Annotated in this window: 12 protein-coding genes; 1 reads left to right on the top strand and 11 read right to left on the bottom strand. The window is 69.9% G+C overall.

The window, feature by feature from the left end:
• Nucleotides 1-44: 44 nt before the first annotated feature.
• Both lspA and AB0D18_RS09815 read right to left on the bottom strand, forming a co-directional pair.
• Nucleotides 45-767: a signal peptidase II gene (gene lspA / locus AB0D18_RS09820; RefSeq protein WP_362414841.1), complete on the bottom strand. Its 723-nt coding sequence runs from the start codon at nucleotides 765-767 to the stop codon at nucleotides 45-47.
• A gap of 188 nt (nucleotides 768-955) precedes the next feature.
• Nucleotides 956-1,933 carry a TraR/DksA family transcriptional regulator gene (locus AB0D18_RS09815; protein WP_362414839.1) on the bottom strand — a complete coding sequence of 326 codons (978 nt, stop codon included), beginning with the start codon at nucleotides 1,931-1,933 and terminating at the stop codon, nucleotides 956-958.
• 631 nt (nucleotides 1,934-2,564) lie between these two features.
• On the opposite strand from AB0D18_RS09815, the gene ileS reads away from it, so the two are divergent.
• Complete coding sequence (gene ileS, locus AB0D18_RS09810) at nucleotides 2,565-5,729, top strand: isoleucine--tRNA ligase (RefSeq protein WP_362414837.1); 3,165 nt, start codon at nucleotides 2,565-2,567, stop codon at nucleotides 5,727-5,729.
• A 389-nt stretch (nucleotides 5,730-6,118) separates the two neighbouring features.
• Here ileS and AB0D18_RS09805 read toward each other — a convergent pair whose 3' ends face one another.
• The 9 genes from AB0D18_RS09805 to ftsW form a co-directional block, all read right to left on the bottom strand.
• Nucleotides 6,119-7,345 (bottom strand): DivIVA domain-containing protein, encoded by a 1,227-nt coding sequence (locus tag AB0D18_RS09805; protein ID WP_362414835.1) that lies wholly within the window; start codon nucleotides 7,343-7,345, stop codon nucleotides 6,119-6,121.
• A gap of 49 nt (nucleotides 7,346-7,394) precedes the next feature.
• A complete protein-coding gene (locus tag AB0D18_RS09800; RefSeq protein ID WP_362414833.1) occupies nucleotides 7,395-7,691 on the bottom strand; it encodes a YggT family protein in 297 nt (98 codons plus the stop codon).
• Nucleotides 7,692-7,773: 82 nt separating this feature from the next.
• Nucleotides 7,774-8,385: a cell division protein SepF gene (gene sepF, locus AB0D18_RS09795; RefSeq protein ID WP_362414831.1), complete on the bottom strand. Its 612-nt coding sequence runs from the start codon at nucleotides 8,383-8,385 to the stop codon at nucleotides 7,774-7,776.
• A gap of 122 nt (nucleotides 8,386-8,507) precedes the next feature.
• Nucleotides 8,508-9,263, bottom strand: a complete 756-nt coding sequence (locus AB0D18_RS09790; protein ID WP_362414829.1) for a YggS family pyridoxal phosphate-dependent enzyme — start codon at nucleotides 9,261-9,263, stop codon at nucleotides 8,508-8,510.
• 3 nt (nucleotides 9,264-9,266) lie between these two features.
• A complete protein-coding gene (gene pgeF, locus AB0D18_RS09785) occupies nucleotides 9,267-10,001 on the bottom strand; it encodes a peptidoglycan editing factor PgeF (protein ID WP_362414827.1) in 735 nt (244 codons plus the stop codon).
• A 13-nt stretch (nucleotides 10,002-10,014) separates the two neighbouring features.
• Entirely contained in the window at nucleotides 10,015-11,226 is a 1,212-nt protein-coding gene (ftsZ, locus tag AB0D18_RS09780; protein WP_362414825.1) for a cell division protein FtsZ, read from the bottom strand.
• A gap of 275 nt (nucleotides 11,227-11,501) precedes the next feature.
• Nucleotides 11,502-12,305, bottom strand: coding sequence for an FtsQ-type POTRA domain-containing protein (locus tag AB0D18_RS09775; RefSeq protein ID WP_362414823.1), 804 nt, complete (start codon nucleotides 12,303-12,305; stop codon nucleotides 11,502-11,504).
• A gap of 30 nt (nucleotides 12,306-12,335) precedes the next feature.
• Nucleotides 12,336-13,430: an undecaprenyldiphospho-muramoylpentapeptide beta-N-acetylglucosaminyltransferase gene (gene murG / locus AB0D18_RS09770; RefSeq protein ID WP_362414821.1), complete on the bottom strand. Its 1,095-nt coding sequence runs from the start codon at nucleotides 13,428-13,430 to the stop codon at nucleotides 12,336-12,338.
• A 6-nt stretch (nucleotides 13,431-13,436) separates the two neighbouring features.
• The gene (ftsW, locus tag AB0D18_RS09765) at nucleotides 13,437-14,753 is read right to left on the bottom strand and encodes a putative lipid II flippase FtsW (protein ID WP_362414819.1); all 1,317 of its coding nucleotides are present in this window, start codon (nucleotides 14,751-14,753) and stop codon (nucleotides 13,437-13,439) included.
• Nucleotides 14,754-14,767 lie beyond the last annotated feature (14 nt).

Raw genomic sequence — 14,767 nt, 5'->3', positions numbered from 1 at the left:
GCCTTACCGAAAGCCGCCCCCGGCCCCTTCGACGGGGCCCTGCCTCAGCTCTTGTGCACGGTCCCGTCCGGGTCCAGGCCCCGGAACGACAGGATCACAATCAGGATTCCGCCGCAGACGACCGCCGAGTCCGCGAGGTTGAAGACCGCGAAGTTCGCGGGCGCGATGAAGTCGACGACCGCCCCCTCCAGGAAGCCGGGCGTACGGAAGATCCGGTCGGTGAGATTGCCCAGCGCCCCGCCGAGCAGCAGCCCCAGAGCGATGGCCCACGGCATGCTGTAGAGCTTGCGCGCCAGCCTGGCGATCACCACGATCACCGAGGACGCGATGATCGTGAAGACGATCGTGTACGCCTCGCCGATGCCGAACGCGGCCCCCGCGTTGCGGATCGCCCTCAGCTGCAGCAGCTCGCCGATCAGCGGGATCGTCTCGCCGCTGGGCTCCAGCTTGGCCACCACGAGCAGCTTGCTGCCGAGGTCGAGCGCGTAGGCGAGGAGCGCGATCACCAGGAGAACCGTGAGCTTCCGCTTCCCCCGCCCGGCAGGCTTCGCCGCACCGTCGTCCGACGCTCCGTCCGACGCCTCGTCCGCGGTGTCGGCACCGGCACCGGAACCGGCACCGACCTGCGGCCCGTCATCGGTCTTCCGCTTGTCGGCGTCCGCCGTCTTCCCGGCAGCCGTCTCCGCAGCGCCCTCGTCACCCGAGGACTGCTCCGGCCCGGCTCCCTCCACATCTGGCGTACCGATGATGCGCTCCGCCTCTGCCACGTCAGTCCCTCGCCCTCGTACCTGAATGAGCACGAGGGTACGGCACACACGTACGGACCCCGCTGGCCAGCAGCGCCCCAAAAGCCCCCATAGGGGCGCGGGGCTGTAGGGGACATGCGGCTCCGCCGCGTGGGCGCGGCCAGCCACGACGGCGCCGCACATGAGCGACGGCACCGACAGCGAAGCACTCAGTAACGCCGCTCCTGCTTCTGCTTGCACTCCACACAGAGCGTGGCGCGCGGAAAGGCCTGCACCCGGGCCTTGCCGATCGGCTTGCCGCAGTTCTCGCAGATGCCGTACGTCCAGGTGTCCAGCCGGTCGCGGGCGCGCTCGGTCTGCTCCAGCATTTCGCGGGCGTTGGCGGCCAGGGACATCTCGTGCTCGCGGGTGATGTTCTTGGTCCCGGTGTCCGCGTCGTCGTCGCCCGCGCCGTCGCCGGAGTCGCGCATCAGCCCGGTCAGCGCCTCCTCGGACGACACGATCTCGGCCCGCAGCCGCAGGATCTCGCTGTCGAGCTCGGCGCGCGCCTCGGCGATCTCGTCCGGCGTCCAGGGGTCCTCCCCGGGCCGTACGGCAAGCTCGCCCGGCACCACAGCCGTGGTGGCACGGGCCGCAGGCACCGCCTTCTTCCTGGCCGCGGTGGCCTTGGCCGTCGTGGCCCTGGCCGTCGTGGCGCCGCCCGGACTCTTCTTCGCAACCACCGTCTCGGCTCCCGTCTCCGCGGCCTCGGCCGCCCCCTCGGCCGCGGGCGCGGCCACCTGCCCGGCCGCCGCGGCAGGATCCGCGGCAGCCGCACTCGCGGCACCGGCCTTCTTGGCCGGAGCCTTCTTCGCCGCCGCCTTCTTCCCGGCGGCCTTCTTCACCGGCGCCCCGGCGCCGGCCGCTTCCTCCTCGGCCGGCACCCCGGCCCCGCTCTCCGCGGCGGCCTTCTTCCCCACCGTCTTCTTCGCCGGGGCCGCCTTCTTCACCGGCGCGGCCTTCTTCGACACGCCCGCCGGCGCCTTCTTCGCAGCAGCGCTTCGCTTCGCCGCCGCCGGTCCGGCCTGCTCCTTCTCGACGTCCTTCTCCGCGTCCTTCTCGGCGTCCTTCTCGGCGAGCGATTCCGCCAGCGCCGCCGCGAACTCCTCGGCGGAGTGCTTTTCGGCCGCCGCTCCGGTGGATCTCATCGACGCCGTTTTCTTCGTTGCGGCGCTCTTCTCAGCCACCATGGCCGCGGCCCCTTCACATTTTGTGATCTTGCACGCGCATCGTGCTGGGACGATAAATCGACCCCAACGCCGCGGCAACGGGGCACGCCGCCGGTTCCGCCCTCCCCACGTCGTGTCGAGACGAACCTGCATCCGTTGTGCCCAGCTCTCCGCCGGGTAATCGCCCCGCACCGGCGGGCCCGGAGCCCGCGGCGCCCCATGTGCCCATTCGGGTCACGGCCGGCCCGCCCCCGCACCCCGCGCCCGCTCCCCGCCCGCCCCCGGAAAACCGGTCTGCCGCCGCGCACCCCGCCCCGTACACTGGCCCAAGCGAAAGGCATCGATGGGGCCGAGTAGCGCCGCACGCAGCGATGAGCGATCCGGGGACGGTGAGAGCCCGGGGGCGAGCACGGCGCGAAGCATCACCCCGGAGCCGCCGGAAGAAAGCCCGCCACGAAAGCGGCGGGCCAGTAGACCCGGCATCGCGCCCCTAATGAGGGGGCCGCGGACGCACGTCGTCCGGGGTCAAGGAGGGTGGTACCGCGGGAGCAGCAGCATCGCTCTCGTCCCTCCGACGGAAGCCAGAAGTCCGCCGGAGGAAGAGACCCCCATGACAGCGCCGACGCCGCCGAAGCCGATGCCGCAGTACAACCCGGTCCCCGCACAGGTCGACCTGCCCGCCCTGGAGCACGCCGTGCTCGACTTCTGGGAGCAGGCGAAGGTCTTCTCGAAGTCCCTCGAAGCGTCCGAGGGCCGCCCGGAGTGGGTCTTCTACGAGGGCCCGCCGACCGCCAACGGCATGCCCGGCGCCCACCACATCGAGGCCCGCGTCTTCAAGGACGTCTTCCCCCGCTTCCGTACGATGCAGGGCTACCACGTCGGCCGCAGGGCCGGCTGGGACTGCCACGGCCTCCCCGTCGAGCTGGCCGTCGAGAAGGACCTCGGCTTCACCGGCAAGAAGGACATCGAGAACTACGGCATCGCCGCGTTCAACGACAAGTGTCGCGAGTCCGTCACCCGCCACACCGACGCCTTCGCCGCGCTGACCGAGCGGATGGGTTACTGGCTCGACCTGGAAAACCCGTACCGCACCATGGACCCGGAGTACATCGAGTCCGTCTGGTGGTCCCTCAAGGAGATCTTCAACAAGGGCCTCCTCACCCAGGACTACCGCGTCGCCCCCTGGTGCCCCCGCTGCGGCACCGGCCTCTCCGACCACGAGCTGGCCCAGGGTTACGAGACGGTCGTCGACCCCTCGGTCTTCGTCCGCTTCCCGCTGACCGGCGGCCCCCTCGCGGGCCGGGCCGCGCTCCTGGTGTGGACGACCACCCCCTGGACCCTCGTCTCCAACACGGCGGTCGCGGCCCACCCGGAGGTCCGTTACGTCGTCGCCACCAACGGCGAGGAGAACCTCGTCGTCGCCGAACCGCTCCTCGAAAAGGCCCTCGGCGAGGGCTGGTCGGTGACCGGCGAGTCCTTCACCGGCGCCGACATGGAGCGCTGGACCTACCAGCGCCCCTTCGACCTCGTCGAGTTCCCGGCCGAGGCCCACTACGTCGTCAACGCCGACTACGTCACCACCGAGGACGGCACCGGCCTCGTCCACCAGTCCCCCGCCTTCGGCGCCGACGACCTCGTGGTCTGCAAGTCGTACGGCCTCCCGGTCGTGAACCCGGTCCGCCCGGACGGCACCTTCGAGGAGGAGATCCCCCTCGTCGGCGGCGTGTTCTTCAAGAAGGCCGACGAGCAGCTCACCGCCGACCTCGACGCCCGCGGTCTGCTGTTCCGTCATGTCCCGTACGAGCACAGCTATCCGCACTGCTGGCGCTGCCACACGGCGCTGCTCTACTACGCACAGCCGTCCTGGTACGTCCGTACGACCGCCGTCAAGGACCGTCTCCTCGAAGAGAACGAGAAGACCAACTGGTACCCGGACACGGTCAAGCACGGCCGCTTCGGCGACTGGCTCAACAACAACATCGACTGGGCCCTCTCCCGCAACCGCTACTGGGGCACGCCCCTGCCCATCTGGCGCTGCGAGGACGACCACCTCACCTGCGTCGGCTCCCGCGCCGAACTCTCCGAGCTGTCCGGCCAGGACCACAGCGCCCTGGACCCGCACCGCCCGTTCATCGACGACGTCACCTTCACCTGCACCCACGAGGGCTGCTCGCTGACGGCGACCCGCGTGCCCGAGGTCATCGACGCCTGGTACGACTCGGGTTCCATGCCCTTCGCGCAGTGGGGCTACCCGTACAAGAACAAGGACGTCTTCGAGAAGCGCTACCCGGCGCAGTTCATCTCGGAGGCCATCGACCAGACGCGTGGCTGGTTCTACACGCTGATGGCGATCGGCACCCTGGTCTTCGACAAGTCCAGTTACGAGAACGTGGTCTGCCTCGGCCACATCCTCGCCGAGGACGGCCGCAAGATGTCCAAGCACCTGGGCAACACCCTCGATCCCATCCCGCTGATGGACCAGCACGGCGCGGACGCCGTGCGCTGGTTCATGGCGGCCGGCGGTTCCCCGTGGGCGGCCCGGCGGGTGGGCCACGGCACCATCCAGGAGGTCGTCCGCAAGACCCTCCTCACGTACTGGAACACGGTCGCCTTCCAGGCCCTGTACGCCCGTACGTCCGGCTGGGCGCCCAGCGCCGCCGACCCGGCCCCCGCCGACCGGACGGTCCTGGACCGCTGGCTGCTCTCCGAGCTGGGCGCCCTTGTCGACCAGGTCACTTCGGCCCTGGAGTCGTACGACACCCAGAAGGCGGGCAAGCTCCTCTCCGCCTTCGTCGACGACCTCTCCAACTGGTACGTACGCCGCTCGCGCCGCCGGTTCTGGCAGGGCGACAAAGCTGCCCTGCGCACCCTGCACGACGTCGTCGAGACGGTCACCCGGCTCATGGCCCCCCTGACCCCCTTCATCACGGAACGGGTCTGGCAGGACATGGTCGTCCCGGTCACCCCGGACGCCCCCGAGTCGATCCACCTCGCCGACTGGCCGAAGCCCGACCTGGCCGCCATCGACCCCACCCTGTCGACCCAGATGGCTCTCGTACGCCGCCTGGTCGAGCTGGGCCGCGCCACGCGCGCGGAGTCGGGCGTCAAGACCCGCCAGCCGCTCTCCCGGGCCCTGGTCGCGGCGACGGGCTTCGCCGCCCTCTCGCCCGAACTCCAGGCCCAGATCACCGAGGAGCTCAACGTCTCCTCCCTGTCCTCCCTCTCCGAGGTGGGGGGTTCGCTGGTCGACACGACCGCCAAGGCGAACTTCCGGGCCCTCGGCAAGCGCTTCGGCAAGGGCGTCCAGGACGTCGCGAAGGCAGTGGCCGCCGCCGACGCGGCGGCTCTCTCCCTCGCCCTCCGCGACGGTGAGGCCCCCCTGGTCGTGAACGGCGAAACGATCACCCTCACCCCCGACGAGGTGATCATCACCGAGACCCCCCGCGAGGGCTGGTCCGTCGCCTCGGACTCCGGTGCCACGGTCGCCCTCGACCTCGAAATCACCCCGGAGCTCCGCAAGGCGGGCCTGGCCCGCGACGCGATCCGCCTGATCCAGGAGGCCCGCAAGAACTCCGGCCTGGACGTCGCGGACCGTATCGCGGTCCGCTGGACCTCTTCCTCCCCGGAAACGTCCGAAGCCCTCTCCCACCACGCCTCCCTCATCTCCGAGGAGGTCCTGGCAACGGACTACGCACAGGGCGCCCCTGACTCCACCTACGGCTCCCCCTTCACGGACGAGCCCCTCTCCCTGACCTTCCACCTGCGCAAGGTCTGACCCGCCCGAACAAACGTGAAGGGCCCGGAGGCTGTTGCCTCCGGGCCCTTCCCATTTACGCGGGGCACGGGTGTCCTTCGCGCGGGTACGCCGTGGCTGATCGCGCAGTTCCCCGCGCCCCCAAAAACACTCCCTAGCCCTCCCTAGCCTCCTTGGGCAGCGGGGCCGCCCCCCGGGGGCAGTGGGGTCTCCCCTGCTCGAGCGAAGCCGAGAGCTTGGGGAAGGGTGGGCAAGGGGGCGGCCCCCACGCAGAGCACGCCCCTCCACGACCGCACGCCCCCGACACCGCCCCCCCCGCCACGCAAAAGGGCGGGCCCCAGGACCAAAAGGTCCCAGGGCCCGCCCCCAGCCTGCCGACGGCTACGCGCTCATCACGCGCACCAACCGCCTCAGTTGTCGTCCTCGTCGATCAGGAACCCACGCATCGGCGAAGGCGCCTGCTGCATCGGCTGCGGACCCTGCGGCCGCACCGGTGCCATCGGCTGGGTCATCGCCGGCGTCATCTGCTGCTGACCGCCGTACGACGGAGCGCCGTTGGACTGACCGCCGCCCATCGGAGAGGGCGCGCCCATCGACGGGTTGCCGCCCATGGAGTGACCCATCGAACCCGCACCGGCCGGAGCCATCGAGTTGCTCATCTGCGGGGCCGGCGGCAGCGAAGCCGTCGCCGGGGTCCGCGGCGGAGCCAGCGAGTCGTCGGCCTGGGTCTCCAGCTGACGCAGCTGCGACTCCAGGTAGGACTTCAGCCGCGTACGGTACTCGCGCTCAAAGCCGCGCAGGTCCTCGACCTTGCGCTCCAGCGTGGCGCGGGCGGACTCCAGCGAGCCCATCGCGACGCGGTGCTTCTCCTGCGCGTCCCGCTCCAGTGCGTCGGCCTTGGCACGGGCGTCCCGCTCCAGGCCCTCGGCACGCGAACGGGCCTCGCCGACGATCTTGTTGGCCTCGGAACGGGCCTCCGCGATCGCCTGGTCAGCGGTCTGCTGCGCCAGCGAGAGCACACGCGCGGCGCTGTCCCCACCGGGCTGCGGCATCTGCTGCTGCTGCGGCTGCTGCTGCATCGGGGGCTGTCCCATGGGACCGCCCATCGGGCCCTGGCCCATGCCCTGCTGCTGGCCCATACCCTGCTGCTGGCCCATCGGGCCGCCCTGCTGCATCGGGTTCTGGCCCATCGGGCCGGGGCCGTGCTGGCCCTGCATCGGACCCTGGCCCATCGGACCGGGACCGTGCTGGCCCTGCTGCGGGCCGGGGCCGTGGCCACCGGGACCGGCCGGGAGCTGGAGCGGACCGCCCTGCTGCTGGGGCTGCCCCATCTGCGGCTGCTGCTGCTGTTGCTGCTGCTGAGGCGGTCCGGATATGGCCGCGGGAACGGGCGCGCCCGGTCCACCGGGCCGGTTGTCCTGCGGTTCGGGCTTGCGCATGCCCTGCTGCTGGTTCTGCGCGGCCGCACGGGTCGCTGCGGCGAGCTTGGCCCGCAGGTCCTCGTTCTCGCGGAGCAGACGGGTCAGCTCGGACTCGACCTCGTCGAGGAAGGCATCAACCTCGTCCTCGTCGTAGCCTTCTCGGAGGCGGACGGTCGTGAACTGCTTGTTCCGCACGTCCTCGGGGGTCAGCGGCATCTCTTCTTCACCTCTACGTAGTCGTCGGCAGTCGGCAAGACCGTATCGCTCACATCCCGCGCCCAATGCTGTTCACAACATTGATCAGGATGTAGACGATGATCATCAGAACGAAGAAGGACAGGTCGAGTGCCACGCCCCCGAGACGCAGCGGCGGAATGAACCGCCGCAGAAGCTTGAGCGGTGGATCGGTGACAGTGTAAGTGGCCTCAAGAACGACCACCATCGCCTTGCCGGGTTGCCATGAGCGGGCGAACTGAAAAACGTAGTCCATGACGAGCCGGAAAATCAGCACGACGAGGAAGCACATCAGCGCGATGTAGATCACGTCCAGTGCGATGCCCATTCCCCTGCGTCCCTCTCCCCTGGCTCTCGCCTCAGTTCGGCCTCAAGGCCGGTTGTTTCCGGTTGTGTTGCTCTCGGCTCTGTCAGCTCTGGTTGAAGAAACCGCCCTCTGCGATACGGGCCTTGTCCTCCGCCGTGACATCGACGTTAGCAGGCGACAACAGGAACACCTTCTGCGTCACTCGCTCAATGCTGCCATGCAGACCGAAGACGAGTCCCGCGGCAAAGTCGACAAGTCGCTTCGCGTCGGTGTCGTCCATCTCCGTGAGATTCATGATCACCGGAGTGCCCTCGCGGAAGTGTTCCCCGATGGTACGGGCCTCGTTGTAGGTCCGGGGGTGCAGCGTGGTGATGCGGTACGGCTCCCGCTCGGACACGACCTTGGGCATGATCACCGGTGCGTTCTTCTCCAGGCTCGGGCGTTCAGGTGTGATGGATGCCACGGGGGCAATTCGTGCGGGTCGTCCGCTTTCCACCGGAAGCTGAACGGGCTCGCGGGGGGCCGGGGGTTGTGCCACTCGTACCGGTTCGTCCCGCTCCCGCTCGGCCTGGTGCGGGGGCTGGTGGCGACGGTGGTCACGCTCCGGCTCCGGCTCGGGTTCGAAGTCGTCGTCGGGGTCAAAGCCCCGGCCGTCGTACCCATCGTCCTCCACGAGGCCGAGGTAGACCGCCATCTTGCGCATAGCGCCGGCCATTTCCTGAGTCCTCCGCTCTGTGGTGGATCGGCCTCGTCACCAAGTGCCCGCGATCCACTGGGCCTGCCCCCGAATAGTGGGGATGACCATATTTTCTGCTGTGGTCCGACTGCTTCGCGACGTTACCCGAGGCGAGGGCGGACACCGAGTACCGCAGTGCCGACGCGCACATGTGTCGCACCGGCAGCCACCGCCTCGTCCAGATCCGCGCTCATTCCCGCAGACACCATGGTGGCAGCCGGATGTGCCGTGCGCAGCCGGGTCGAGATTTCCATCAGTGCCCCGAAAGCGGCTTGTTGGCGCCCCGCGTACTCCCCGGAAAGGGGAGCGACGGTCATCAGGCCGTCCAGCCGGAGTCCCTCCGCGGCGGCCACCGCGGCGGCCAGCTCCTCGACCCCTTGGGGAGAGACGCCGCCCCTTTCGCCCCTTTCGCCCACCTCGGCGTCCAGGGCCACCTGGAGCAGGCAGCCGACCTCGCGCCCGGCCCGTACGGCCGCCGCGGACAGGGAGCCGACGAGCTTGAGCCGGTCCACGGACTGCACCTCGTCCGCGTAACCGACCACCGAGCGCACCTTGTTGGTCTGCAGCTGCCCGACGAAGTGCCAGGTCAGCGGCAGGTCCGCGCACTCGGCGGCCTTGGGGGCCGCGTCCTGGTCGCGGTTCTCCGCGACATGACGCACCCCCAGCTCGGCGAGCAGCCGGACATCGCTCGCCGGGTAGGTCTTGGTGACCACGATCAGGGTCACTTCTTCACGCGCGCGCCCGACAGCTGCACAAGCGGAAGAGATACGTTCCTCCACCTGTGCCAGGTTCGAGGCGAGTTGGTCCTTGCGTGCCGGGAGCCCGGAGGCCTCGGCGCTTTCCATACGGTCCGTCATGTCCTACCCGCCCAACCAGACATATCCGGCGAGCCGACCCGTGGTGCGGTCCCGCCGGTAGGAGAAGTGGTCGCCCGACTCGCGTGTGCACACCGGCGACTGCGACCGCGTCCGCACCCCGAGCGCCGCGAGCTGGGCGTGCACTCCGGCGCTCACGTCGACCGCCGGAGTGCCCCAGCTGGTCTCGGCCCAGGCGGCCGGTTCGATCGCGGCCGCGTCGGCGCGCATCTGCTCGGGCACCTCGTAACAGCGCCCGCACACGGCGGGCCCCGTCCAGGCCTTGGTACGGGAGGGTTCCGCGCCGAGCGAGACCATCGCCTCGACGGCCGCGGGCACCACCCCGGCCAGCATCCCGGGCCGGCCCGCGTGGGCCGCCGCGACCACTCCGGCGACCGGGTCGGCCAGGAGCACCGGGGTGCAGTCGGCGGTGAGCACCGCGAGGGCGAGCCCCCGACGGGCGGTCACGACCGCGTCGACCGAGGGGATTTCGGCGCCGGGTGCCCAGGGTCCTTCGACCACCGCGACGTCCCGCCCGTGCACCTGGTTCATCCAGACCACCTGTGCCGGGTCGAGCCCCATGGACTCGGCGGCCAGCCGGCGGTTCTTCCGTACGGCGTCGGGGTCGTCGCCGACCGCTCCGCCGAGATTGAGCTGCTCGTACGGAACGGCGCTCACCCCGCCCCACCTGTCGGTGAAGGCGAAGTGCGCGCCGCTCTCGTCGTCGTACCGCTGTATCACTGAGCGCTTCCGGTCACTTCAGGAAGTCCGGCACGTCCAGCTCCTCGGCCGCGCTGTCCGCGTACGACGGGCGGGCCGGCGGGACGTGCGGCGAAGGCTGCGGGGCCGGGGCCTCGTTGACCGGTGCGGGCGCGACCGGGGCCGGCGCCTCCTCGCGGATCGGTACGGAGCCGATTCCGGTCGGACGCGAGGGCTCCGGGGCCGGGCGCGAGGCCGGGGCGGGCTCCTCGCGCTTGCCCGCTCCTGCTCCCAGTACGTTCTCGCGCCGGGCCGGCGGCTGTCCGCCGTCGAATCCGGCGGCGATGACGGTGACCCGTACCTCGTCGCCCAGGGCGTCGTCGATGACGGCGCCGAAGATGATGTTGGCCTCCGGGTGGGCCGCCTCGCTGACCAGCTGGGCCGCCTCGTTGATCTCGAAGAGACCGAGGTCGGAACCGCCGGAGATGGAGAGCAGTACGCCGCGGGCGCCGTCGATGGAGGCTTCGAGAAGCGGCGAGGAGATCGCCATTTCCGCCGCCGCCACCGCGCGGTCGTCGCCGCGCGCCGAGCCGATGCCCATGAGCGCCGAGCCGGCCTCGGACATGACCGACTTGACGTCGGCGAAGTCGAGGTTGATCAGGCCCGGGGTGGTGATCAGGTCGGTGATGCCCTGGACACCGGACAGCAGGACCTGGTCGGCCGACTTGAAGGCGTCGAGGACAGAGACCTGACGGTCGCTGATCGACAGCAGTCGGTCGTTGGGAATGACGATGAGGGTGTCGACCTCTTCGCGGAGCTGGGCGATGCCGTCCTCCGCCTGGTTCGCACGCCGCCGGCCCTCGAAGGTGAACGGGCGGGTGACCACGCCGATCGTCAGGGCGCCCAGCGAGCGGGCGATGTTGGCGACGACGGGGGCGCCACCGGTTCCGGTGCCACCGCCTTCGCCTGCCGTCACGAAGACCATGTCGGCCCCCTTGAGGACCTCTTCGATCTCTTCGCGGTGGTCCTCTGCCGCCTTCCGGCCGACGTCCGGGTTGGCGCCGGCGCCAAGGCCTCGGGTGAGTTCACGGCCGACGTCCAGCTTGACGTCGGCGTCGCTCATCAACAGCGCTTGCGCGTCGGTGTTGATCGCGATGAACTCGACGCCCTTGAGACCGACCTCGATCATCCGGTTGATGGCATTGACACCACCGCCGCCGACACCGATGACCTTGATGACTGCGAGGTAGTTCTGCGGTGCTGCCACGTCGAAGGCCTCTCGCCTCGATTTACGTGCCGCCACGGAGTTTGCAGCGCCGCGACGACTGATGCCGATTTGGGACGGTCCGAACGCCGACCCGAACCCTAACGCTGAAGTTTAGGGTTACCAGTGTGTCTGTTCCTTGGACTCTTCCGAACAGGACACTAAGTCGACAAGTGGTGCGCGTTCAACGAACACGCCGAACCTCCCGTTTTTCTTTTCACCCTATGTGATCACCCATATCGCTGACCAACCAGGGGGCTGGCCAGGCCGAATGACCGTCAACTCCCGCTCGCCGCCGGGGCGGTGGGGGCACTTACGTCGAAGTGTCCCGCTTCGGGCGCCGCTTTCATGAGAGCGAGAAGCGCACGCGACTTGGCCGCGTTGTCCTCGCCGCTGCCCCAGAAGGCAGTTCGGCCGTGCCCGAGGTCCAGTGTGATCGAGTCGAACGAAGTCACCTTCACCGTCGCCAGGTTACGGGCCAGGGCCGCCGGAAGCTCGCTCGTGACGCGCACCGCCCCCTCCAGAAGCCTCTGTTCGCCGAAACGGCGCAGGCTCGGGGAGCGCTGTGCCGCCAGTTCGAGGAGAGGTACCCCCTTGGGGGCTTTCGTCACAGTGGCGAACCGCACACCGTGGCGGTCCACTTCGGTGAACTTCGCGTCCTTTTCGATGAGGAGCACCGGCTTTCGCTCCGTCACTTTCAGACCGATTCCGTGCGGCCACGACCGGACCACGTCGATCGTGTCGATCCGGGGCAATTGTTCGCGAACCCGGTCCTCTATGGCTCCCGTGTCGACGGAAATCATCGGAACTCCGGTCGGAACCGCGGCTGCCGCGAGCACTTCACCGGGTGTCAGAACCTGGGTCCCGGTGGTCTTCACCTGCTCCACGCGCAGCCAGTTCGAGCCGTAGAGCGCCCAGACCGCGCCACCGGCGAGCAGGATCGAAAGGGCGAGGAGGAGAACGACCGGGCGGCTGACGGGAATCCGCAGCCGCCCGCCCGCGCGTCCCTTCCGGGGCGCCCGGGGCGTGGCCGGGCCCGACTTCGCTTTCGTACCGCGTTCGCGGGTCGTCGGTCCGGCCACGTGCCTCTTGCCTCCTGTGTCGGGGGCCGGTCAGCCGGCCCGGCGTGCTGCGATCGCCTGGTAGACCATGCCGACGAGCAGCTCGTCGGCGTCCCGGCGGCCGAACTCCGATGCCGCGCGCGACATCTCGTACAGCCGGTGCGGATCGGCGAGCACCGGCAGGATGTTGGCCTGCACCCACTCGGGGGTGAGGACCGCGTCGTCCACCAGCAGCCCGCCGCCCGCGTTGACCAGCGGCTGGGCGTTCAGCCGCTGTTCACCGTTGCCGATGGGCAGCGGGACGTAGGCGGCGGGGAGCCCGACGGCGGAGAGTTCGGCGACGGTCATGGCGCCCGCGCGGCAGAGCATCATGTCGGCCGCCGCGTACGCCAGGTCCATCCGGTCCACGTACGGTACCGGGATGTAGGGCGGCATTCCGGGCATGTTGTCCACGCGCGGCAGTTCGTTCTTCGGGCCGACCGCGTGCAGGATCTGGATTCCGGCGCGCTGGAGGTACGGAGCGGCCTGCTGGACCACCTCGTTGAGGCGGCGGGCGCCCTGCGAGCCGCCGGAGACCAGCAGCGTCGGCAGGTTCGGGTCGAGCCCGAACGCGGCGCGTGCCTCGGGGCGTACGGCCGCCCGGTCGAGGGTGGCGATGGTGCGGCGCAGCGGGATGCCGATGTACCGGGCGCCCCGCAGCTTGCTGTCGGGCGTGGAGACCGCGACGGCGGCTGCGTACCGCGAGCCGATCTTGTTGGCCAGGCCGGGCCGGGCGTTGGCCTCGTGGACGATGATCGGCACCCCGAGGCGCTTGGCCGCGAGGTAGCCGGGCAGTGCCACGTAGCCGCCGAAGCCGACGACGCAGTCCGCCTTGGTGCGCTCCAGGATCTGCTCGGCGGCCTTGATGGTGCCGCGCAGCCGTCCGGGGACGGTGATCAGCTCGGGCGTGGGCTTGCGCGGCAGCGGTACGGCGGGGATCAGCCCGAGCTCGTAGCCGCGTTCGGGTACGAGCCTGGTCTCCAGCCCCCGTTCCGTGCCGAGGGCCGTGATCCCCACGGTGGGGTCCTGCCTGCGCAGGGCGTCCGCGAGGGCGAGCGCGGGCTCGATGTGGCCGGCGGTCCCCCCACCGGCGAGTACGACATGCACCGAAATTCACCGCTCTCCGGACGGACGCTTTTTGACGCGCCGTCTCATCGTTTTCCATCTCGTCCCGGGCCGCCTCATGGCCAGTGCGGCCCGCGCCGCCGGGTCGTCACGCGCGAAGGCGATCAGCAACCCTACGGCGAACATGGTCGGCAGCAGCGCCGAGCCCCCGTACGAGAACAGCGGGAGCGGGACACCGGCGATCGGCAACAGGCCGAGCACCGCACCGATGTTGATCGTGGCCTGCGCCATGATCCAAGTGGTCACACCTCCCGCTGCGTACCTCACGAAGGGGTCCTCCGTGCGTCCGGCCACGCGGATACCCGCATAGCCTAGGGCCGCGAACAGGGCGAGTACCGACAGTGTCCCCGCCAGACCCAGTTCCTCGCCGGTGATGGCGAAGATGAAGTCGTTGTGGGGCTCGGGGAGTTGACCCCATTTCTCCACACTCGCACCGAGCCCGGATCCGAACCAGCCGCCGGATGCGAGGGCGTAGATTCCGTGCACGGCCTGCTGGCACTGCCCCTCGGGGCCCATCTCGGTGCTCAGTACGCAGTCGAGGCGGGCCATCCGGTTGGAACTGGTCTTGACGAGTACGAAGCCGAGGAATCCGGCGATGCCCAGGACGCCCGCGAACAGCCGGGTCGGCGCACCCGCCAGCCACAACAGGCCGAAAAGGATCGCGGTGAGGATGATCGCGGTGCCCATGTCCCCGCCGAGCATGATCAGCCCGAGCAGCATGAAGGCCACCGGCACGAGCGGCACCAGCATGTGCTTCCACTGGGCCAGCAGGTGCTTGTCCTGCTTGCGGGCGAGCAGGTCCGCGCCCCACAGGATGAGGGCCAGCTTGCCGAACTCGCTGGGCTGGAGCTGGAAGGGGCCGCCGAGGGAGATCCAGTTCTGGTTGCCGTTGACCGCGCGCCCTATCCCGGGGACCTGGACGAGCGCCATCAGGAAGACCGTGCCGGCCAGCAGCGGGTAGGAGAGCGCACGGTGCAGCTTGACCGGCATCCGGGCGGCGGCCAGCAGCAGCACGGCGCCGATGGCGGCGGCCAGGAACTGCTTGCGGAAGAAGTACGAGCTGACCAGATGGAGCTGGAGAGCCTTGATCATCGACGCGGAGTAGACCATCACCAGGCCCAGACCCGTGATGAGGAGCGCGCTGCCGAGGATGACGTAGTAGGCCGTCAGGGGGCGGTCCCAGGCCCTGCGGACCTGCTCGTACAGCTTGCGGGGACCACCGGGGCCGCGCGGGGCCCCGGCCGGTGTCCCGCCGCGTGCTGCGGCGGGACGTGCGCCTGACGTTCTTCTGGCCGTGGCCGGCATCTCGGTGGTCCCCT

This window comes from Streptomyces sp. NPDC048442 (assembly GCF_040651475.1).
In the GTDB taxonomy this organism is placed as follows: domain Bacteria; phylum Actinomycetota; class Actinomycetes; order Streptomycetales; family Streptomycetaceae; genus Streptomyces.
This window is presented reverse-complemented; position numbering and strand designations above follow the sequence as displayed.

Excerpts from the sequence above, each read along its gene's own strand:
- AB0D18_RS09815 (WP_362414839.1), bottom strand. The coding sequence starts at position 1,933 with ATGAGATCCACCGGAGCGGCGGCCGAAAAGCACTCCGCCGAGGAGTTC.
- ileS (WP_362414837.1), top strand. The coding sequence starts at position 2,565 with ATGACAGCGCCGACGCCGCCGAAGCCGATGCCGCAGTACAACCCGGTC.
- AB0D18_RS09805 (WP_362414835.1), bottom strand. The coding sequence starts at position 7,345 with ATGCCGCTGACCCCCGAGGACGTGCGGAACAAGCAGTTCACGACCGTC.
- AB0D18_RS09800 (WP_362414833.1), bottom strand. The coding sequence starts at position 7,691 with ATGGGCATCGCACTGGACGTGATCTACATCGCGCTGATGTGCTTCCTC.
- sepF (WP_362414831.1), bottom strand. The coding sequence starts at position 8,385 with ATGGCCGGCGCTATGCGCAAGATGGCGGTCTACCTCGGCCTCGTGGAG.
- AB0D18_RS09790 (WP_362414829.1), bottom strand. The coding sequence starts at position 9,263 with ATGACGGACCGTATGGAAAGCGCCGAGGCCTCCGGGCTCCCGGCACGC.
- ftsW (WP_362414819.1), bottom strand. The coding sequence starts at position 14,753 with ATGCCGGCCACGGCCAGAAGAACGTCAGGCGCACGTCCCGCCGCAGCA.